Source organism: Streptomyces sp. NPDC005551 (assembly GCF_042871785.1).
Taxonomy (GTDB): Bacteria; Actinomycetota; Actinomycetes; order Streptomycetales; family Streptomycetaceae; genus Streptomyces.
This window is the reverse complement of sequence record NZ_JBIAJE010000004.1, coordinates 166526-187923: the sequence shown is the minus strand read 5'-3', so window position 1 is coordinate 187923 and position 21398 is coordinate 166526. Positions and strand designations below refer to the sequence as shown.

Sequence of the window (21398 nt, the reverse complement as noted above, 5' to 3'; positions counted from 1 at the left end):
GGGCCTTTCTCCAACGGGGCCCTTCCTGAGTGCTCCCCTTCTTCGGGTGTCCCCCCTTCGCGAAGACGCCCGGGTGCGCTGACCTGCATCTTTGCTCCCGAGGGCCGTCCGTCCCGCTTACGGGCCCCCCACCGGTCAGGCTTCGAACGGGCATGCGTCATAATTGCTTGTGAATGTGAACGCGTTCACAAGCGTGCCCCGTTTGCTCCGTGATGTGCGTGACAAAGAGGGCAAGCGGCCGCCGGGCCACGGCGGTGACGTAAGGAGACTGACGACGTGGAATTGGCTCTTGCGCCGGAGACCCTGGCGCGCTGGCAGTTCGGCATCACCACCGTCTACCACTTCCTCTTCGTCCCCCTGACGATCTCGCTCGCCGCGCTCACCGCCGGCCTGCAGACCGCCTGGGTGCGCACGGAGAACGAGAAGTACCTCAGGGCCACCAAGTTCTGGGGGAAGCTCTTCCTGATCAACATCGCGATGGGGGTCGTCACCGGCATCGTGCAGGAGTTCCAGTTCGGCATGAACTGGTCCGACTACTCGCGCTTCGTCGGTGATGTCTTCGGTGCCCCGCTGGCCTTCGAGGCCCTGATCGCCTTCTTCTTCGAGTCCACCTTCATCGGGCTGTGGATCTTCGGCTGGGACAAGCTGCCGAAGAAGATCCACCTCGCCTGCATCTGGATGGTCTCGATCGGCACGCTGCTGTCGGCGTACTTCATCCTCGCGGCCAACTCGTGGATGCAGCACCCGGTCGGTTACCGGATGAACGAGGAGAAGGGACGGGCGGAGCTCACCGATTTCTGGCGGGTGCTGACCCAGAACACCGCGCTCAACCAGGTCTTCCACAGCTTCTCGGCCGCGTTCCTGACGGGCGGTGCCTTCATGGTGGGCATCGCCGCCTTCCACCTGATGCGCAAGAAGCACATCCCTGTGATGCGCACCTCACTCCGGCTCGGGCTGGTCACCCTGGCGCTCGGCGGCCTGCTCACCGCCGTCAGCGGAGACACCCTCGGCAAGGTCATGTACGAGCAGCAGCCGATGAAGATGGCCGCCGCCGAGGCGCTGTGGGACGGCGAGAAGCCGGCGCCCTTCTCCGTGTTCGCGTACGGGGACGTCGACGAGGGGCACAACAAGGTCGCCCTGGAGATACCCGGTCTGCTGTCCTTCCTGGCCCACAGCGACTTCGAGTCGTACGTGCCCGGCATCAACGACACCAACGAGGACCTGCGGGAGAAGTTCGGCCCCGGCGACTACAAGCCCATCGTTCCCGTCGCCTACTGGGGCTTCCGGTGGATGATCGGCTTCGGGATGGCGTCCTTCTCGCTCGGCCTGCTGGGACTGTGGCTCACACGGAAGAAGTTCCTGCTGCCGACAGCCCACCGGACCGGTGAGGACGAGGTGCCGCAGCTGGTGCTGTGGAAGCAACCGCTGGGGTCGAGGCTGACCCGCCTGTACTGGCTCGCGGCGCTCTGGACGATGGCCTTCCCGCTGATCGCCAACTCCTGGGGCTGGATCTTCACTGAGATGGGCCGCCAGCCCTGGGTCGTCTACGGCGTGATGCAGACCCGCGACGCCGTCTCCCCCGGCGTCTCCCAGGGCGAGGTGATCACCTCGATGATCGCCTTCACGGCCCTGTACGCGATCCTCGCCGTCATCGAGGTCAGGCTGCTCGTGAAGTACGTGAAGGCCGGACCGCCCGAGCTCACCGCGTCCGACCTCAACCCGCCCACCAGGATCGGCGGCGACTCCCGTGACGCCGACAAGCCGATGGCCTTCTCCTACTAGGCCCAGGGAGCTGCTGAGTCATGGAACTTCACGACGTCTGGTTCGTCCTCATCGCCGTCCTGTGGACCGGTTACTTCTTCCTGGAGGGCTTCGATTTCGGAGTCGGGGTGCTCACCAAGCTGCTGGCCCGCGACCGCACCGAGAAGCGGGTGCTGATCAACACGATCGGTCCCGTCTGGGACGGCAACGAGGTGTGGCTGCTCACCGCGGGCGGTGCGACCTTCGCCGCCTTCCCGGAGTGGTACGCGACACTCTTCTCCGGGTTCTATCTGCCGCTGCTGGTCATCCTGCTCTGCCTGATCGTGCGCGGAGTCGCCTTCGAGTACCGGGTCAAGCGGGCCGAGGAGAGCTGGCAGCGCAACTGGGAGACCGCGATCTTCTGGACCTCGCTGATTCCCGCGGTCCTGTGGGGCGTGGCTTTCGGCAACATCGTGCGCGGGGTGAAGATCGACTCCGACATGGAGTACGTCGGCACTCTCGGGGACCTGCTCAACCCCTACGCGCTCCTGGGCGGCCTGGTCACGCTGACGCTGTTCACCTTCCACGGGACGGTCTTCGTGGGTCTCAAGACCGTGGGAGACATCCGTGAGCGGGCGCGCAGGCTGGCGCTCCGGGTCGGCTCGGCGAGCGCCGTGCTGGCGGTGCTGTTCCTGCTCTGGACGCAGGTGGAGAACGGGGACGGCAAGTCCCTGGTCGCGATGGCCGTGGCGGTGGGCGCCCTGGTCGCGGCGCTGGTGGCGGTCAGGGCGGGGCGTGAGGGCTGGGGATTCGCGCTCTCGGGGCTCACCATCGTGGCGTCCGTCGCCATGCTCTTCCTGACGCTCTTCCCGAACGTCATGCCGTCCTCGCTCGACCCGGACTGGAGCCTGACGGTCACCAATGCCTCGTCCAGCCCGTACACCCTGAAGATCATGACCTGGTGCGCGGGGATCGCCACGCCGCTGGTCCTGCTCTACCAGTCGTGGACGTACTGGGTGTTCCGCAAGCGGATCGGCACGCAGCACATCGCGGACGCCGCGCACTGAGCTCGCGTACCGAAGGGCATGTTTCACGTGAAACATGCCGTCTGGACCAAAGGGTGCGGTTCCGCCCGGACCGCACCCGGTGAACCGAGGGTGTGTTTCACGTGAAACCGATCGACCCGCGTCTGATTCGGTACGCTCGCGCCACCCGCCTCTTCCTGGTGGCGGTCGTCGGCCTGGGTGCCGTCGGGGCCGCTCTGGTCATCGCCCAGGCGATGCTCATCGCCGAGATCGTGGTCGGTGCCTTTCAGCACGGTGACTCGGCCGGTGAAGTGCGTACCCCGCTGCTGCTGCTGGCGCTCGTCGCGATCGGACGCGCGGTCGTCTCCTGGCTGACGGAACTCGCCGCCCACCGGGCGAGTGCGGCTGTGAAGTCGGAGTTGCGGGGCCGGCTGCTGGAGCGTGCCGCTCAGCTCGGGCCCGGGTGGCTGAGCGGGCAGCGCACCGGCTCGCTGGTCGCTCTGGCCACGCGAGGAGTCGACGCTCTCGACGACTACTTCTCCCGCTATCTGCCGCAGCTCGGGCTCGCGGTGGTCGTGCCGGTGGCGGTGCTCGCCCGGATCGTCACGGAGGACTGGGTGTCCGCGGCGATCATCGTCGCCACCCTGCCGCTGATCCCGCTGTTCATGGTGCTGATCGGCTGGGTCACGCGCTCCCAGATGGACCGTCAGTGGCAGCTGCTCTCCCGGCTGTCCGGCCATTTCCTCGACGTCGTCGCGGGACTGCCGACGCTCAAGGTGTTCGGCCGGGCCAAGGCGCAGGCCGAGTCGATCCGGCGCATCACCGGGGAGTACCGGCAGGCGACCATGCGGACGCTGCGGATCGCCTTCCTCTCGTCCTTCGCACTGGAACTGCTCGCCACGATCTCCGTCGCCCTGGTCGCGGTGACCATCGGCATGCGGCTGGTGCACGGCGAGATGGATCTGTACACGGGACTGGTCATCCTCGTCCTGGCGCCGGAGGCCTACCTGCCGCTGCGCCAGGTCGGTGCGCAGTACCACGCGGCGGCCGAGGGCGTGGCGGCGGCCGAGGAGATCTTCTCGGTGCTGGAGACCCCGGCGCCGGTGTCCGGCCCGCTCGTCGCACCGGAAGGGCGGATCAGCTTCGAGGACGTGACGGTGCGTTATCCCGGGCGGTCGTCCGACGCGGTGTCCGAGGTGTCGTTCGCGGTCGAGCCGGGCGAGACGGTGGCCCTCGTCGGACCGAGCGGCGTGGGCAAGTCGACGCTGCTGAACGTGCTTCTGGGATTCGTGCGGCCGACCGCGGGACGGGTGCTGGCCGGGGGAGTCGACCTCGCCTCGGCGGATCCAGCCGAATGGCGCTCGCGGATCGCCTGGGTCCCGCAGCGACCCCATCTCTTCGCCGGGTCCATCGCCGACAACGTACGGCTGGCCCGTACCGACGCGGACGACGGCGCGGTCCGGCGGGCGCTCGCAGACGCGGGTGCGCTGGAGTTCGTCGACGCCCTGCCCGACGGTGTCGACACGCTCCTCGGGGAGGACGGCGCGGGACTCTCCGCCGGTCAGCGCCAGCGGGTCGGCCTGGCCAGGGCGTTCCTCGCCGACCGGCCCGTGCTGCTCCTCGACGAGCCCACGGCCGCCCTGGACGGGGCGACGGAGGCGGAGATCGTGGAGGCGGTGCGGCGGCTCGCGGTGGGACGGACGGTGCTTCTCGTCGTCCACCGGCCCGCGCTGCTGGGCGTGGCCGACCGGGTGGTGCGGCTGGAGCCGTCACCCCAGCCGGCCGCTCCAGGCCCCCGTCCCGCGCGCACGGCGGACCGGGAGGCACAGCGAACCGGCGAACCGGTGACCGTGCCGACGGTCGACGACGAGGAATGCGGCCCGGCACCGGAGGACGGAAGCACGTCCGCCGGGCAGAAGAGGCGGGGCGTACTCGTCCGGCAGGGCCGCGAGGACGTCCTCGCACGTGTGCGGGCCATGGCGGGGGCACGGCGCGGGCGTCTCGCTCTCGCCCTGCTGCTCGGCAGCCTCGCGCTCGGCAGTGCCGTAGGGCTGATGGCGACCTCCGGGTGGCTCATCTCCAGGGCGTCCCAGCAGCCGCCCGTGCTGTACCTGATGACGGCCGTGACGGCCACCCGGACGTTCGGGATCGGGCGGGCGGTGTTCCGGTACTCGGAGCGGCTGGTGTCCCACGAAGCGGTGCTGCGGATGCTGGCCGACACCCGGGTCGCCGTCTACCGGCGGCTCGAACGGCTGGCGCCCGCCGGACTGCGCACGACCCGGCGCGGTGATCTGCTGTCGCGCCTCGTCGCCGACGTGGACGCCCTTCAGGACTACTGGCTGCGGTGGCTGCTCCCCGCCGGGGCCGCCCTCCTGGTGTCCGCCGCCTCCGTCGGCTTCACCGCGTGGCTGCTGCCCGAGGCCGGCGCCGTCCTCGCCGTCGGGCTGCTCACGGCCGGCGTCGGTGTCCCGCTGCTGACCAGTGCCGTGGCGCGCCGAGCGGAACGCACGCTGGCCCCCGCCCGGGGGGTGCTGGCGACCAGGGTGGCCGACCTGCTCACCGGGACGGCCGAGCTGACGGTCGCGGGCGCCCTCCCGGCGCGTACCGCCGAGGCCCGCCGGGCCGACACCGTCCTCACGCGCATCGCCTCCCGCACCGCCACCGCCACCGCGCTCGGTGACGGCCTCACCGCCCTCGTGTCCGGGCTGACGGTCACGGCCGCAGCTCTCGTCGGCGTCCAGGCCGTCGCCGACGGGCGGCTGGGCGGGGTGACGACGGCCGTCGTCGTCCTCACCCCGCTGGCCGCCTTCGAGGCCGTCCTGGGGCTGCCGCTCGCCGTCCAGTACCGGCAGCGGGTGCGCAGGAGCGCCGAGCGCGTGTACGAGGTGCTGGACGCTCCCGAGCCCGTACGGGAGCCGGAGCGGCCGCAGCCGGCACCCGCGTCGCCGTTCCCGGTACGGCTGCGGGGGCTCGGGGCCCGTCACGCCGGGCAGCACCGGGACGCGCTCACCGGGCTCGACCTGGACCTGGACCGCGGGCACAGGGTCGCCGTGGTCGGAACCTCCGGTGCCGGCAAGACGACTCTGGCCCAGGTGCTGCTGCGGTTCCTCGACCCGGCGGCGGGCACGTACACGCTGGGCGGCGTGGACGCCCGCACGATGGACGGGGACGACATACGGCGGTCCGTCGGGCTGTGCGCGCAGGACGCCCACCTCTTCGACAGTTCCCTGCGCGAGAACCTGCTGCTGGCCCGCAAGGACGCCACCGAGGCCGAACTGCGGGACGCGCTCGCACGGACCCGTCTGCTCGACTGGGCGGACGGCCTGCCCGACGGGATCGACACGCTGGTCGGCGAGCACGGAGCGCGGTTGTCGGGTGGCCAGCGTCAGCGGCTCGCCCTGGCCAGGGCCCTGCTCGCCGACTTTCCCGTGCTCGTCCTCGACGAGCCCGCCGAACATCTCGACCTCCCGACGGCCGACGCGCTGACCGCCGACCTCCTCACCGTGACCGAGGGCCGTACGACCCTGTTGATCACGCACCGGCTGGCCGGACTCGACGCGGTGGACGAGGTGATCGTGCTCGCCGAGGGGCGCGTCGTGCAGCGGGGACCGTACGCCGAGCTGGTGGCGGCGGAAGGGCCGCTGCGGGAGATGCGGAAGCGGGAGGCGGACGGCGAGGCGCTCGTCGCGGCGGCAGGACGCTGAGGCGCGACCGGACGACCATCCCGGGGTCGCTCCCGGGCATCCGGCACATCTCGACTTTCCCTTGCAAATCGGACTAACTACCCTCTAGGCATGTCAGCAGCCCCCGCCTCGCCCGACCCGCTCGGTGAACCGGGCGCGGCGGCCCGGACGCCACGTGGACTCCGAGGTCTCTCCGCGGAGCTGACGGCACGCGTGCCCCGGCTCCTGGAGGCGATGCGGACCGTCGGCACGGGCCTCGAGCTGCATTCCACGCTGGACCGGATCTGCGAGACCGCCGCCGCGCTGACGGACGCCCGGTACGCGGCCATAGGGGTCGTCGCCGAGGACGGCGGGGGTCTCGACGACTTCGTCCATCACGGGGTGGACGCGGAGACCGCCCGGCGCATCGGCCGACTGCCCGACGGGCACCGGGGTCTGCTCGGCGCGCTCATCCACGAACCGGAGTCCGTACGGCTCGCCGACCTGGCGGACGATCCGCGCTGCTGCGGGTTCCCGGAGCACCATCCCCCGATGCGCGGCTTCCTGGGCGTCCCGATCCGCGTGCAGGGAAAGATCTTCGGGAATCTGTACGTGACCGAGAAGCACGACGGCGGTCCGTTCGGCGAGGACGACGTCCATGTGCTGCGGGTGCTGGCCACGGAGGCGGGCATCGCCGTCGGCAACGCCCGCCTGTACGAGGCCGCCAAGCAGCGCGAGCGCTGGATCGACGGCTCGGTGGCCGTCACCACCGCACTGCTGTCCGGCGGCGACGGGGAGGACCCCCTCCAGGTCGTCGCCGAGCAGGCCCGGCGGTTGTCCGGCTCCGCGGCCGGGATCGTGCTGCTGCCCGCGGACGAGGGAGGCCTGCGGATCGTCGCCGTGGCCTCGGACCATCCGTCGCGGGCCCTCGGCGTCGTCGTCCCGCCGGAGAGCGGGATCGTCGCCGACGTCCTCGGCGGAGAGCCCGTGTTCGTCGAGGACGCGGCCACCGATCCGCGCATGCTCACCGACCTCGCCCGCGAGTACGGGCCGGCCATGATGCTGCCCCTGCAGAGCGGCGGACGGGTCCTCGGAGCCCTGGTCACCCCCCGCGGACCGGGTGCCCGCCCCTTCACGGAGACCGAACGCACGCTGGCCGCGCAGTTCGCCTCGCAGGCAGCGCTCGCGTTGATGATGGCGGAGGCGCAGCGCGACCGGGAGCGTCTCGCCGTGTACGAGGACCGCGACCGGATCGCCCGTGACCTGCACGATCTCGTCATCCAGCGGCTGTTCGCCACCGGGATGACGCTGGAGAGCGCACAGCGGCGGTCGGCCGTGCCGGAGGTGCGCAAGGGTGTGGGCAAGGCGGTCGAGGAACTCGACGTCACCATCCAGGAGATCCGCACCGCGATTTTCGCGCTGCAACGGGGGCCGGCCGAGGAGCCCTCCGGGCTGCGGACCCGGGTGCTGCGCGAGATCAACATGGCCGCCGTCCCGCTCGGCTTCAAGCCCGCACACCGTTTCGCCGGCCCCGTCGACACGATGGTCGGGGAGCTCACGGGCAAGAACCTCATCGCCGCCCTGCGCGAGGCACTCTCCAACGCCTTCCGGCACGCCGGTGCCTGCCGCATCGACGTCACCGTCGACGCGGCGGCCGTCCTGCCGGACGGGGAGCCGGGCGTGCGGCTCTCGGTCGCCGACGACGGTGTCGGCATTCCCGAGAACGGCCGGCGCAGCGGTCTGCTGAACCTCAGGCGGCGCGCCGAGTCGCTGGGCGGGGACAGCTGGTACGGGCCCGGCATCGGTGAGAACGGCGGCGGTACGACGGTGGTGTGGCAGGCGCCGTACTGAACCGCCCGTTCACCGCGCACCGCACTGTGGAACACGGCTCCGTCGCACAACGGCCCGTTGCGAGCCGAGCCGTCGCGTGCCGACCCGTGGGACCACGGGTCGTAGCAGGTCGCTGTGCCGCCTGGGCGCAACACGCCCGAGCAGAACCCCTGTTCGGCCGAGCCGGGTGGTCCTTCCGTGGCGCCGGATCCCCCATGCGTACGAGGTGAACAGGACCGCGGGCACCGGCACGGGACACGATCGCTGGCATGCGCCCTCCCCGTCGTCCGCTCCTCCTCGTGCCGGTCCTGTTGTGCACGCTCGCGGTTCTCGCGGCGCGGCCCCCGGCGGCCGACGGCGAACCCGGCGACGAGGCCGGCGTCAGCGCCCAGGTGGCGCGGCTGTACGAGGACGCCGCCGTGGCGACACGGCGGTACGAGCAGGGGAAGCGGGAAGCGGACGCCCTGCGGGCCAGGGCGCAGCGGGCTGAGGAGCGCCTCCGGCACGAGCGGCAGGGGGTCGCCGTACTGCACGGGGAACTGGGCCGGATCGCGCGTGCCCAGTACCGCCAGGGCGGCGGGCTGCCGTACACGGTGCAGATGTTGCTCGCGGACAGCCCCGAGGCGCTGATGCGCGGTCACCGGGTCCTGCGCCGGGCGGAACTCAGCGTCGCCAACGCCGTGTTCAGGAGCCGGCGTGCGGAGGCCGGGCTCGCCGCGGACGAGGCCACGTCGGCCGCGGAGTGGCGGGCGCTGGACAGGTTCACCGGCGAACTCGCCGAGGTGAAGCGGACCATCACGGCGAAGCTGGACGAGGCGCGGGCCACGCTGCAGGGACAGGCCGACGCGTCGGTCGCGGCGGGTTCCTGCCGGGGTGCCGTCCGGCTCGACCAGCCGGAGACCGGCTCCACGGCGTCGTGGCTCGCGCCGCTGGAGACGTACGGCCTCTCCGCCGGCTTCGGCAGCGGTGGTGAGCGCTGGGCGAACCGGCACACCGGGCAGGACTTCGCGGTGCCCATCGGGACGCCGGTGCGGGCGGTCGGCGCCGGGCGGGTCGAGCGCGTGTCGTGCGGCGGCCCCTTCGGCATCGAGGTCGTGGTGGAGCATCCCGGCGGTTACTACACCCAGTACGCGCACCTCGCGGCCGTCACCGTCGACCAGGGAGAGCGGGTGCGGCCCGGCCAGTGGGTCGGGCAGTCCGGGACGAGCGGCAACTCGACCGGTCCTCACCTGCACTTCGAGGTGCGGGTCACGCCGGACATGGGCTCGGCGGTCGACCCCGTGGCGTGGCTGGCCGGGCACGGGGTCGAACTGTAGGCGCGGGGACGCCGGCCGGCCTCAGAAGCGGTCGGCGAGTATCCGCTCGATCACGACTGCCACCCCGTCCTCGTTGTTGGCGACCGTGCGTCCGGAGGCCGCGGCGATCGCGGCGGGGTGGGCGTTGCCCATCGCGTACGACCGGCCCGCCCAGGTGAGCATCTCGACGTCGTTCGGCATGTCCCCGAAGGCGACGACCTCCTCGTGGGAGATGCCGCGCTCGGCGCAGCACAAGGCGAGCGTGCTGGCCTTGGAGACGCCGGGACCGCTGATCTCCAGCAGGGCGCTGGGGCTGGAGCGGGTGACGTTGGCCCGGTCGCCCACGGCCAACCGGGCGAGCGTGAGGAAGTCGTCCGGAGCGAGGTCCGGATGGTAGGCGAGCACCTTGAGCACCGGCTGGTCGGCGTCGAGGGCGTCCGCCGCGAGCAGCTTCTCCGCGGGGGCGACGGTCTCCGGGGGCTCCATGTGCAGCGCCGGGTAGGACGGTTCGAGGTGCAGCCCGTAGGTGCGCTCGACGGCGCACGCGGTGCCGGGGGCGGCGGAGCGCAGCAGCTGGACGACGTCGAGGGCCCCCCGGGGTTCGAGCTCGCGGACCTTGACGAAACGGTGGGCGCCGGGACCGCCGTGCAGATCGACCACGGCGGCGCCGTTGCCGCAGATTGCCAGGCCGTGACCGTGGACGTGGTCACTGACGACGTCCATCCAGCGCGCCGGGCGGCCGGTGACGAAGAAGACCTCGATGCCCGCTTCCTCGGCGGCGGCGAGGGCGGCGATCGTGCGCTCGGACACCGTCTTGTCGTCGCGGAGCAGGGTGCCGTCGAGATCCGTGGCGATCAGCCGGGGCCGAACGGTGGAGGCCGGGATCTCGGGCCGTCGAGTCGCTGAGGTCACGTCGTCATTCTCCCGCATATGCGTGCACGCCCGTGCGGGGGCCCGCACAGGTGAGTGGTCACCGTACCCACCAGGGGGATCACCATCCGCTGTCGTCCGGCCGGGGAACAAGGCCTCCGCCGTACCTTCGCGTGGACGAACCCCCCTGATGGCGGGCGGTCACCGCAGCTGCGCCGGGGCTTCCAGGGCGATCTTCTCGAAGACCTTCTCGTCGGCCGCGAAGTCCGAGTCCGGGATGGGCCAGTGGATCACGAGATCGGTGAATCCCAGCTCCGCGTGGCGGCCGGCGAAGTCGACGAAGGCGTCCAGGGATTCCAGCGGACGGCCGCGGTCCGGGGTGAAGCCGGTGAGGAGGACCTTGTCCAGCCCGGCCACGTCGCGTCCGTCCGCCGCACAGGCGGCGCCCAGCTTCTCGATCTGCCCGCGAATGGCTTGAACCGACTGTTCGGACGTGCCGGTCTCGAACAGCTTGGGGTCGCCGGTCGTCACCCACGCCTGTCCGTACCGGGCGGCGAGCTTCAGTCCGCGCGGTCCGGTGGCGGCCACCGCGAAGGGCAGCCGGGGGCGCTGCACGCAGCCAGGGATGTTCCGTGCCTCGTGCGCCGAGTAGAACGTGCCGTCGTACGTGACGCCGTCGGTGCCGTCCTCGGTCAGCAGGCGGTCGAGCAGCGGCACGAACTCGCCGAAGCGGTCGGCACGCTCACGCGGTGTCCAGGGCTCCTGGCCGAGCGCGGTGGCGTCGAAGCCGGTGCCGCCCGCGCCGATGCCCAGGGTGACCCGGCCGTTCGAGATGTCGTCGAGGGAGATCAGTTCCTTGGCGAGCGTGACCGGGTGCCGGAAGTTCGGCGAGGTCACGAGTGTGCCGAGGCGGAGGCGGTCGGTGACGGCGGCCGCGGCGGTCAGGGTGGGCACGGCGCCGAACCAGGGGCCGTCGCGGAAGGTCCGCCAGGACAGGTGGTCGTACGTGAACGCGGTGTGGAAGCCGAGCTGCTCCGCGCGCTGCCAGGCTGCCCGCCCGCCCTCGTGCCAGCGGAGATGGGGAAGGATCACGGTGCTCAGACGCAGACTCATGCGTCGAGCGTAAGCGGAGCCGTGCGGGTGGCGGAGTCCGCCGGGTGGTCCGCGGGGCCTTCGGTCAGTGCGCTGCGGGAAAGCGCAGGTAGGACGGGGGCACCGCGGCTGTGAGCCAGACGCCGTTCGCGCTGACGCGAAAGACGTGACCGTCGCGGTGCATGGCGCCGGCGTCGACGGAGAGGACGACCGGGCGGCCCCGGCGGGCGCCGACGCGCGTGGCGGTCTCCCGGTCGGCTGACAGATGCACGTCGTGCCGGTTCATCGGCCGGAGCCCCTCGGCGCGGATCGCGTCCAGGCTGGGTGCGACGGTGCCGTGGTAGAGGTAGGCGGGCGGGGTCGCCGGGGGCAGTCCGAGGTCGACGTCGACGGAGTGGCCCTGGCTGGCGCGGATGCGGGTGCCCTCGACCGCGAAGCGCCGCTTGTCGTTCGTGGCGACGACGTGGTCGAGCTCGGCCCGGCTGAAGCGGAAGCCGTGCTCGGCGGCCGCGGCGATCAGCGTCCCGATCTCGACCCAGCCGCCCTCCCCGAGCGTGAGCCCGATCCGCTCGGGCTGATGCCGCAGGTGCTTCGAGAGGTACTTCGACACCTTCACGGTGCGTCTGTCATCCATCTGTTCACTCATGCCGCCAGGGTGCCTGGTGAGACGCTGATCACGCGATTGGTTTCGAGGCGGAGGTTTGGTCCACAGCCAAGTGCGCTTATCCACAGGCAAATTGACGAGTCTGTGGACAACTGGCCTGCACATCACGAAGGTTCAGCAATCCCGTTGCTCCGAAGCCCGTTTGCGGCCAGTGCGTCCAAGGTCCTTTTCCGCACCTCGCGTTCGGCCGCCGCAGCGATGAAGTCGGCGGCGTGGCCGGCGCCAACCAGCCGTTCAACCGCCCGTATTGTGTCGGCCGGCAGGGCCACCTCGCGCGTCTCGGCCGGAGGTTCCACGGGCTGACGCGAACCGAGGTGCCGGCGCAGATGACGGGTGGCGAACAGGCGCATCGCCCGAGCCAGTTCGGCGTCCACGGACTGCTGGGCGAGCGGCCGCAGCCGACGGACGAGTGAGGCCGCCTCGGTCGCCTCGGCATCGGTCGGGCGATGCTCGCCGAGGTAGCGAGCAAAGACGTGCTCGGTGGTGAACTCCAGGAAACGGGAGGCGATGTGCTCGACCTGTCCCCTCAACTCCCGCAGGTGACTCGCGATTGCCGAGAGGGGAACGCCGGCCCCGAACAACTCGACTGCCACCGCGAGCTCTTGCGGACTCGGCACGAGAAAGGTCTCGTCCTCGCCCGGGACGCGTTCCAGTACGCCCAGCTCGACCGCGTCCGCGACGGCCGCGTCGTCCGGGTGGCCGCCGAACCGCTCGGCCAGCTCGGCCCTGGAGATCCGCACCGCCTCCTCGTCCGTCCACGGCCCGTCGACCTCCGCGACGAGTCCGAGTACCCCGCCGAGTCCCCGGCCCGCGTCCCAGGCCTCCAGGAGCTCCTTGATGGAGGCCAGTGTGTAGCCGCGGTCCAGCAGGTCGGCGATCTGCCGGAGGCGGGCCAGGTGCGCGTCCGAGTAGACGTTGGCGCGGCCCCGGCGCTCCGGGCGGGGGAGCAGTCCCCGGTCCTGGTAGGCGCGGATCGTACGGACCGTGGCGCCGCTGTGGTGTGCCAGGTCCTCGATCCGGTACGCGATGCCGGCCGGCTCGCCGTACACGCTCACGCTTCCTGCCCTTCCGTGCGGCCGCCGCTCCGTGCCGCCGCACCGCTCCGTGCGCCGGACTCCCGCGCCGCCGCCGCGTCGCCCCCGCCCTCGGCCGCGCCGCCGTGTGCGGCCGGGGACGGGTGGCGTCTAGGCGAGGGCCGCCCGCCCGATCACCCCCGCCGCCGAACGCGCCGCGGGTGAGCGTGCCAGGTACTCCACGGCCGCACGCAACGAGCCCTCCTCCGAGGGATGGTACGACCGCCGCAGGTAGCGGGGTACGGCCGCGCCGAGCTCACGCCAGCCCGGCAGAAGCCCTTTGCGCACGGCCCTGTTGTGGGCGGCGAGTGAGTAGCGCAGCCGGCCGGCCAGTTGCGGATCCTGCCGGATGAGGTAGGCGGCACCCCACGCCCACAGGTAGGCCATCACCGGCGCGGTGACCGCCATGCCGGCCACTCTGCGCGCGTACCGGGGCAGACCCTCGCCGCCGCAGTGCTGGTACAAGTCGAAGGCGACCGCGCGGTGTTCGACCTCCTCCGCGCCGTGCCAGCGCAGCAGGTCGAGCATGACCTCATCAGAACCGGCACGGTCGAGTCCGTCCGCCGCCAGCACCCAGGTGCCGAGGACCGCCGTGAACTGCTCGATCGCCGCGATCACCGACAGGCGGAAGCGCAGCCACTCCGCGGCGGGGACCGGCGCACCCAGTGGCGGGCGCTCGCCGAGCAGTTTCTCGAAGAGGAAGTCGACGTACCTGGTGTAGGCGGCGGTGTCGAGGCGCTGCGCCGCCAGATGATCCAGCACGTACGCGTGCTGCACGCTGTGCGTCGCCTCCTGGCCCATGAACCCCTTGACGTCCTTCAGCAGTTGCGCGTCGCCGACCAGGGGGAGGGCTTCCTTGAAGACCCGCACGAACCACCGCTCCCCCGCCGGCAGCAGCAGGTGCAGCACATTGATGACGTGCGTCGCGGTCGGCTCGCCGGGTATCCAGTGCAGCGGAGTCCGCTCCCAGTCGAAGGAGACCCGGCGCGGCGCGATCGCGTGGTGTCCGTCGCTCACGGAGGCGGTCACGGAGGCGGTCACGGGCGCAGTCACGGCGTCGCCCTCGGCGTTGCTCGCGGCGTCGTTCGCGGCGTTGGCTGCGGGGTCTTTCGTGGAGTCGCTCGCGAAGCCGTTCGTGGGGTCGTTCACAGCGGCGGCTCCAGCCGGGCGATCGCGCGCAGCGCCCGCGGGGCGAAGCGTGACATGAGGTGGGCGCCGCGCGCCTCGGGAGTGACCGGGACGACCGCCTCGTTGCGCACGACCGCGCGCAGGATCGCGTCGGCCACCTTCTCCGGCGGGTAGTTGCGCAGCCCGTACAGCCGCGCCGACCGCTTCTGGCGCCGCTTCTCCTCGGCCGCGTCGACCCCGGCGAAGCGCGCGGTCGAGGTGATGTTGGTGTTCACGAAGCCGGGGCAGATCGCCGAGACGCCGATGCCCCGGCCCGCGAGCTCCGCCCGCAAGCACTCGCTGAGCATCAGCACCGCCGCCTTGGAGGCGCTGTAGGCGGGCAGGGCCTTCGAGGGCTGGTAGGCGGCCGCCGACGCGGTGTTGACGATGTGGCCGCCCTGGCCGCGCTCGGCCATCTGCTTCCCGAAGAGCCGGCAGCCGTGGATGACGCCCCACAGATTGACGTCCAGGACCTTCTTCCAGTCGGCGGCGGTCGTGTCGAGGAAGGGGCCGGAGAGGCCGATACCGGCGTTGTTCACGAGGACGTCCACCACGCCGTACTCGGTGGCGACCTTCTCGGCGAGTTTTTCCATGGCCTGTTCGTCGGAGACGTCGACCGTCTCGGCCCAGGCTTCGGGGGAGCCGATCAGCCGGGCCATCTCCGCCGTACGCGCCGCGGCCTCGGCGTCCCGGTCGACGGCCACCAGACGGGCGCCGGACTCGGCGAACGCGTAGGCGGTGGCCCGGCCGATGCCACTGCCGGCGCCCGTGACCAGCACCAGCTGTCCGCCGAACCGGTCCGCGTACCTGCCGGTGGCGACGGTGACGCGCGCGGGGACGCCGTCCTCGTGGGCCTGGACGAACTCCGTGATCCAGGCGGCCAGCTGGTCCGGGCGGGTGCGCGGGATCCAGTGCTTGGCCGGGAGCGTACGGCGCACGAGCCGCGGGGCCCACTTCTCCAGCCCGTCGTAGAGCCGCTCGGAGAGGAACGCGTCCCCGAGGGGTGTGATGAGCTGCACGGGCGCGTGTGCGTACGCGTCCTCACGCGGCCTGCTCAGCCGTGCCCGTACGTTGTCCCGGTACAGCCAGGCGCCGTGCGCCGCGTCCGTCGGGAGCGACGGGGTCGGATAGCCGTCGGCGGGGATCTTCTCGGCACGCTGGAGGATCTTCGGCCACCGCTTGCCGAGCGGCCCGCGCCAGGCGAGCTCGGGCAGGACGGGCGTGTGCAGCAGATACACGTACCAGGACTTGGCGCCCTGGCCGAGCAGCTGTCCGACCCCGCGCGGGGTCGGCCGCTTGGTGCGCTGCTTGAGCCAGTGCCCGAAGTGGTCGAGCGAGGGTCCGGACATCGAGGTGAAGGACGCGATCCTGCCCTCGGTGCGCGCCACCGTGACGAACTCCCACGACTGCACCGAACCCCAGTCGTGGCCGACCAGGTGCACCGGCCTGCCGGGGCTCACCGCGTCCACGACGGCCAGGAAGTCGTCCGTCAGTTTCTCCAGCGTGAAGCCGCCGCGCAGCGGCTGCGGAGCCGTCGACCCGCCGTGTCCGCGTACGTCGTACAGCACCACGTGGAAACGCTCCGCGAGGCGGGCCGCGACCTTCGACCACACCTCCTTGGAGTCGGGGTAGCCGTGCACCAGCACCACCGTCGGCCGGCTCTCGTCGCCCAGCTCGGCGACGCACAGCTCGATGCCGCCCGTCCGCACCCGGCGCTCGCGCGCGCCGTCCAGCCCCGTCATCGAAAGCCCCTTGTCCGGCGCGGCCATCACGCGCCCTCCGCCCAGCGCCGCACGTGCGGCAGGTCGTCGTCCAGCCAGAACGCGCTCTGCTCGGGGTCCCCGGAGTCGGTGACGACCAGGATCTCCTCGAACTTCGCGCCCGTGCCCCGGAAACCGAGGTGCGGCTCGACCGCCCACAGCCCCGGCTGCGGCGGGTGGTCGGAGAAGCGGTACGGCGACCACAGCGGCGACCAGCCGTCGCGGTGGCCGCGCAGCGCGTCGCCCGCCAGTCCCTTCAGCGCCTGTGTGCCGAAACCGAACAGCGTCGGTGACCAGGGCCGCTCCCTGACCCGGTCCACCTTGTGCGCGATCACGCCGAAGGGGTAGGCGCGATGCCGGTTCGCATACCCCTGGCGCACCATGAGCCGGTCCACGTCCTCGTAGATCTCGCGCAGCGGGCGGCGCTCGCGCACCTCGCGCAGGATCAGCTCGCGGTGCGCCTCCAGATCGGCCATCAGCTTGTCCTGCACGGGATTCAGCCCGAGCGAGCCCGAGTAGCCGATGTCCGCCGTGCAGCCCCGGTACACCGGGGCCATGTCGAGGATGAACGGCATGCCCGCTTCCAGCCGCCGGCCGGTGGGAAAGAACTGGAGCGGGATCCGGAAGTTCACGAACGCCGTGCGGTCGCCGAACCAGGCGAAGGGGAGGTGGAACCAGTCCCGCACCCCCCGCTCGTGCAGCCAGTCGCGCTGCATGCGCGCCGCCTCGCGCTCCGTCACGCCGGGCTTCAGCTGCGCCGCGACCGCCTCCGCGCAGTCGTACGCGAGGCGCTGCACCTCTCTGAACCCCCGCAACCGCGCGGAGAGGCCGGCCGACCCCGAGGGAGCCACTGCAGAGCTCATGCCACCGTCCGTCCCGTGTCCGGCTGTGCGCTGTGCCCGTAACTTGACACTGATGAATGTGACAATTGTTGGAGGCTGCGTCAATAGGCGGGAGCGCGGCCTGTGGACAAGCGCGCCGGTGTGGACGACCCGGTGCACCGGGCGGCGGCCGTGTTGGACTTCAGGGGGACCCCTACGGGCCCGTACGACTGGAGGCTGACGCCGATCCAGCTCCGTGGTCTGACGACCCGTGTGGCGTGCGCCACTAACGTCGAGGACGTGACTGTGATCGTGACCGAAAGCCTGAGCAAGCGGTTCCCCCGGGTGACCGCGCTTGACCGGCTCTCCGTGGACGTCGGGCCCGGTGTGACCGGACTCGTCGGAGCCAATGGAGCCGGCAAGTCCACACTGATCAAGATCCTGCTGGGTCTGTCCCCCGCCACCGAGGGCCGAGCCGAGGTGCTCGGACTCGACGTCGTCAGCAAGGGCGCCGAGATCCGCGAGCGGGTCGGGTACATGCCCGAGCACGACTGCCTGCCGCCCGACGTCTCGGCCACCGAGTTCGTCGTGCACATGGCCCGCATGTCCGGACTGCCGCCCACCGCCGCCCGTGAGCGCACCGCGGACACACTGCGCCACGTCGGCCTCTACGAAGAGCGCTACCGCCCCATCGGGGGCTACTCGACCGGCATGAAGCAGCGCGTGAAGCTCGCGCAGGCCCTCGTCCACGACCCGCAGCTCGTCTTCCTGGACGAGCCGACCAACGGGCTCGACCCGGTCGGCCGGGACGAGATGCTCGGCCTGATCCGCCGCATCCACACGGACTTCGGCATCTCCGTCCTGGTCACCTCGCACCTGCTCGGAGAGCTGGAGCGCACCTGCGACCACGTCGTCGTGATCGACGGCGGCACGCTCCTGCGGTCCAGCTCGACCACCGACTTCACCCAGATCACGACGACCCTCGCCGTCGAGGTCACCGACACCGACGCGCATCCGGACGGCACCCGCACGCTGCGCGACGCGCTCCACGCGCGCGGGGTGGACACCCACGAGGGCGGCGGGCTGCCCGGCGCCGGACACGTCCTGCTGCTCACCGCCGAGGGTGAGGAGACGTACGACCTGGTGCGCGACGTCGTCGCCGACCTGGGCCTCGGTCTGGTCCGCATGGAGCAGCGCAGGCACCACATCGCGGAGGTCTTCAACGACGAGCAGACGCAGGCGCGCGGCGACGCGCACGGAGCGCGGAAGGAGGCGGTCGGCCATGGCGGTTGAGCAGCCCCTCGCCCAGCAGGGCGAGCAGACCCGGATCCACAACATCGGCTACCGCAACTACGACGGTCCGCGCCTGGGCCGTGCCTACGCCCGCCGCTCGCTGTACTCGCAGTCCCTGCGCGGTGCCTACGGACTCGGCCGCTCGGTCAAGTCCAAGGTCCTGCCGATGCTGCTGTTCGTGGTGATGTGCGCGCCCGCGCTCGTCATGGTCGCGGTCGCCGTCGCCACGAAGGCGAAGGACCTGCCGCTCGACTACACGCGCTACGCCATCGTGATGCAGGCCGTCATCGGCCTCTACGTGGCCTCCCAGGCACCGCAGTCCGTCTCGCGCGACCTGCGCTTCAAGACCGTGCCGCTCTACTTCTCGCGTCCCATCGAGACCGCCGACTACGTACGCGCCAAGTACGCGGCCCTCGCCTCGGCGTTGTTCGTGCTCACGGCCGCGCCGCTGCTGGTGCTCTACGCGGGCGCCCTGCTGGCCAAGCTCGACTTCGCCGACCAGACGAAGGGATTCGCCCAGGGGCTGGTATCCGTGGTCCTGCTCTCCCTGCTCTTCGCCGGCATCGGTCTGGTCGTCTCGGCGGTGACCCCTCGCCGCGGCTTCGGCATCGCGGCCGTCATCGCCGTCCTGACCATCTCCTACGGCGCCGTCTCCACCCTGCAGGCCATCGCGGACTCGCAGTCCAGCACGTCGGCCGTGCCCTGGATCGGCCTCTTCTCACCCATCACGCTCATCGACGGCGTCCAGACCGCCTTCCTCGGCGCGACCTCCTCCTTCCCGGGCGGGGAAGGACCCTCGTCCGGGCAGGGCGTCGTCTTCCTCGCCGTCGTCCTGGGCCTCGTCGCCGGCTGCTACGGCCTGCTGATGCGCCGCTACCGAAAGGTCGGACTGTGACCACGCTGAACATCGACCACGTCTCGCGCTGGTTCGGCAACGTGGTGGCGGTCAACGACATCACGATGACGATCGGCCCCGGTGTCACCGGCCTGCTCGGCCCCAACGGCGCCGGGAAGTCCACCCTCATCAACATGATGGGCGGCTTCCTGGCCCCCTCCACCGGAACCGTCACCCTCGACGGCGAGCAGGTCTGGCGCAACGAGGAGATCTACCGGCACATCGGCATCGTCCCCGAGCGCGAGGCCATGTACGACTTCCTCACCGGCCGCGAATTCGTCGTCGCCAACGCCGAGTTGCACGGCCTCGGCAAGAAGGCCGCCGAACGGGCCCTCGCCACCGTGGAGATGGAGTACGCGCAGGACCGGAAGATCTCCACCTACTCCAAGGGCATGCGGCAGCGGGTGAAGATGGCGTCCGCGCTCGTCCACGACCCGTCCCTGCTGCTGCTCGACGAGCCCTTCAACGGCATGGACCCGCGCCAGCGCATGCAGCTGATGGACCTGCTGCGGCGCATGGGGGACGAGGGCCGCACGGTGCTGTTCTCCTCCCACATCCTCGAAGAGGTCGAGCAGCTCGCCGCGCACATCGAGGTGATCGTCGCCGGACGGCACGCGGCGAGCGGCGATTTCCGGCGCATCCGCCGGCTGATGACCGACCGCCCGCACCGCTACCTGGTGCGGTCGAGCGACGACCGCGCCCTGGCGGCCGCGCTGATCGCCGATCCGTCGACGTCCGGCATCGAGGTGGACCTCGCGGAGGGCGCGCTGCGCGTCCAGGCGGTCGACTTCGGCCGGTTCACCGTGCTGCTGCCCAAGGTGGCCCGTGAGCACGGCATCCGGCTGCTGACGGTCTCGCCGTCCGACGAGTCCCTCGAATCCGTCTTCTCGTATCTCGTCGCGGCGTAGGAGGCCAAGATGTACGACCCCACAGTCGCCCGGCTCACGTACCGGGCCCTGCTCGGCCGCCGCCGGGCCCTCATCCTGGCCGCCCTGCCCGTCCTGCTGCTCGTGATCGCCACGGTGGTACGGGCCCTGACCGGCGCCGACGACCAGGTCGCGGCCGACGTCCTCGGCGGGTTCGCCCTCGCCACGATGGTGCCGATCATCGGCGTGATCGCCGGCACGGGCGCGATCGGGCCCGAGATCGACGACGGTTCCGTGGTCTATCTGCTCGCCAAGCCGGTGAAGCGGCCGACGATCATCTTCACCAAGCTGATCGTCGCCGTCGCGGTCACCATGGTGTTCTCGGCGGTCCCGACCTTCGTCGCGGGCCTGATCCTGAACGGCAACGGCCAGCAGATCGCCGTCGCCTACACCGTGGCCGCGCTGGTCGCCTCGATCGCGTACGCGGCGCTGTTCCTGCTCCTGGGGACGGTGACCCGGCACGCGGTGGTGTTCGGACTGGTCTACGCGCTCGTCTGGGAGGCCCTGTTCGGGACGCTCGTCGCCGGTGCGCGCACTCTCAGCGTCCAGCAGTGGTCGCTCGCGGTGGCCCACAAGGTCACCGGCGGAGATCTCGTCACCTCCGACGTGGGCCTGCCCACCGCGACGGTGCTGCTGGTCGGCGTCACGGTGCTGGCCACCTGGTACGCGGGACAGAAGCTGCGGACGCTGAAACTGGCCGGGGAAGAGTGAGAAAGGGGGCTCCACGCACGCGTGGAGCCCCCTTTTCCTCGTGGCACCGGTCTTCGCGGGCCGGGGCCCCCGGGCGGAGCACGCTGCCGTCGGCAGCGGGCTGGTCGAGCGCGGCCCCGCTCGCCGAGGCGCCGGCCGGTCCGTTAATCGGTGGCGCCCCGAGTCCCCTCCCGGGCACAGTGGTCCTGTCCACGCCGCCGGACCGTACCGGCGCCAGGTCCTGGGAGAGGAGCGCGACGATGCCCTTCAGGAGCAGTCCGTCGAGTTCCCCGCAGGGCAGTCCGCGGCGGTCTCCGGAGTAGTCACCTCCGTCGAGTCCGCTCCGCACGTGGAACTGCCCGGGGCGGCCGCTTCGAGCGCGCGATCTCCGCGCGGGCCGCCCACCCGGAGGATTGGCCGAGAGGCAAGGCACCGGCTTGCTAAGCCGTGGTCGGGGTCAGCCCCGCGCGCGTTCGATCCGCGCATCCTCCGCACGACGCACGACGCACGACGCACGACGCACGACGCACGACGTCCGACGCACGACGTCCGACGCACGACGCGTTACGTCCGACGCACGACGTATCACCCGCCA

At 71.4% G+C, this 21398-nt stretch carries 16 protein-coding genes and 1 tRNA gene; 10 read left to right on the top strand and 7 right to left on the bottom strand.

The window, feature by feature from the left end; translation table 11 throughout:
• The first annotated feature begins 276 nt into the window (after positions 1-276).
• The 5 genes from ACFYP4_RS13185 to ACFYP4_RS13165 all read left to right on the top strand — a co-directional run bounded on the left by ACFYP4_RS13185 (position 277) and on the right by ACFYP4_RS13165 (position 9573).
• The gene (locus tag ACFYP4_RS13185; RefSeq protein ID WP_358852282.1) at positions 277-1782 is read left to right on the top strand and encodes a cytochrome ubiquinol oxidase subunit I; all 1506 of its coding nucleotides are present in this window, start codon (positions 277-279) and stop codon (positions 1780-1782) included.
• Positions 1783-1802: 20 nt separating this feature from the next.
• Positions 1803-2807 (top strand): cytochrome d ubiquinol oxidase subunit II, encoded by a 1005-nt coding sequence (gene cydB / locus ACFYP4_RS13180; protein WP_358852283.1) that lies wholly within the window; start codon positions 1803-1805, stop codon positions 2805-2807.
• Between the two features lie 92 nt (positions 2808-2899).
• On the top strand, positions 2900-6469 hold the full coding sequence (gene cydD, locus ACFYP4_RS13175) for a thiol reductant ABC exporter subunit CydD (protein ID WP_388785250.1): 3570 nt from the start codon (positions 2900-2902) through the stop codon (positions 6467-6469).
• A 90-nt stretch (positions 6470-6559) separates the two neighbouring features.
• The gene (locus ACFYP4_RS13170; protein WP_388785248.1) at positions 6560-8278 is read left to right on the top strand and encodes a GAF domain-containing sensor histidine kinase; all 1719 of its coding nucleotides are present in this window, start codon (positions 6560-6562) and stop codon (positions 8276-8278) included.
• A 248-nt stretch (positions 8279-8526) separates the two neighbouring features.
• Positions 8527-9573, top strand: coding sequence for a M23 family metallopeptidase (locus tag ACFYP4_RS13165; RefSeq protein WP_358852285.1), 1047 nt, complete (start codon positions 8527-8529; stop codon positions 9571-9573).
• A 21-nt stretch (positions 9574-9594) separates the two neighbouring features.
• Here the strand turns inward: ACFYP4_RS13165 and ACFYP4_RS13160 are convergent, their stop codons facing one another.
• The 7 genes from ACFYP4_RS13160 to ACFYP4_RS13130 all read right to left on the bottom strand — a co-directional run bounded on the left by ACFYP4_RS13160 (position 9595) and on the right by ACFYP4_RS13130 (position 17041).
• The gene (locus ACFYP4_RS13160; RefSeq protein ID WP_358852286.1) at positions 9595-10482 is read right to left on the bottom strand and encodes a Cof-type HAD-IIB family hydrolase; all 888 of its coding nucleotides are present in this window, start codon (positions 10480-10482) and stop codon (positions 9595-9597) included.
• A 141-nt stretch (positions 10483-10623) separates the two neighbouring features.
• Positions 10624-11535, bottom strand: coding sequence for an LLM class flavin-dependent oxidoreductase (locus tag ACFYP4_RS13155; protein ID WP_388785245.1), 912 nt, complete (start codon positions 11533-11535; stop codon positions 10624-10626).
• A gap of 64 nt (positions 11536-11599) precedes the next feature.
• Positions 11600-12148 carry an RNA 2'-phosphotransferase gene (locus ACFYP4_RS13150; protein ID WP_358852326.1) on the bottom strand — a complete coding sequence of 183 codons (549 nt, stop codon included), beginning with the start codon at positions 12146-12148 and terminating at the stop codon, positions 11600-11602.
• 134 nt (positions 12149-12282) lie between these two features.
• Entirely contained in the window at positions 12283-13233 is a 951-nt protein-coding gene (locus ACFYP4_RS13145; RefSeq protein ID WP_388785243.1) for a MerR family transcriptional regulator, read from the bottom strand.
• A 129-nt stretch (positions 13234-13362) separates the two neighbouring features.
• Positions 13363-14280, bottom strand: coding sequence for a metal-dependent hydrolase (locus tag ACFYP4_RS13140; protein WP_358852328.1), 918 nt, complete (start codon positions 14278-14280; stop codon positions 13363-13365).
• Between the two features lie 116 nt (positions 14281-14396).
• Entirely contained in the window at positions 14397-16160 is a 1764-nt protein-coding gene (locus ACFYP4_RS13135) for an SDR family oxidoreductase (RefSeq protein WP_388785241.1), read from the bottom strand.
• A gap of 26 nt (positions 16161-16186) precedes the next feature.
• Complete coding sequence (locus ACFYP4_RS13130; RefSeq protein WP_388785239.1) at positions 16187-17041, bottom strand: M24 family metallopeptidase; 855 nt, start codon at positions 17039-17041, stop codon at positions 16187-16189.
• Positions 17042-17305: 264 nt separating this feature from the next.
• Between ACFYP4_RS13130 and ACFYP4_RS13125 the strand changes: the two genes are divergently transcribed.
• From ACFYP4_RS13125 to ACFYP4_RS13105, 5 genes are all read left to right on the top strand, one after another.
• Positions 17306-18292 (top strand): ABC transporter ATP-binding protein, encoded by a 987-nt coding sequence (locus tag ACFYP4_RS13125; protein ID WP_388785682.1) that lies wholly within the window; start codon positions 17306-17308, stop codon positions 18290-18292.
• Positions 18282-19187: an ABC transporter permease gene (locus ACFYP4_RS13120; RefSeq protein ID WP_358852290.1), complete on the top strand. Its 906-nt coding sequence runs from the start codon at positions 18282-18284 to the stop codon at positions 19185-19187. The genes ACFYP4_RS13125 and ACFYP4_RS13120 overlap by 11 nt, the downstream gene beginning before the upstream one ends.
• A complete protein-coding gene (locus ACFYP4_RS13115) occupies positions 19184-20095 on the top strand; it encodes an ABC transporter ATP-binding protein (RefSeq protein ID WP_358852291.1) in 912 nt (303 codons plus the stop codon). The genes ACFYP4_RS13120 and ACFYP4_RS13115 overlap by 4 nt, the downstream gene beginning before the upstream one ends.
• A 9-nt stretch (positions 20096-20104) precedes the next feature.
• On the top strand, positions 20105-20824 hold the full coding sequence (locus tag ACFYP4_RS13110; protein ID WP_358852292.1) for an ABC transporter permease: 720 nt from the start codon (positions 20105-20107) through the stop codon (positions 20822-20824).
• A 386-nt stretch (positions 20825-21210) separates the two neighbouring features.
• Positions 21211-21295, top strand: a tRNA-Ser gene (locus ACFYP4_RS13105).
• Positions 21296-21398 lie beyond the last annotated feature (103 nt).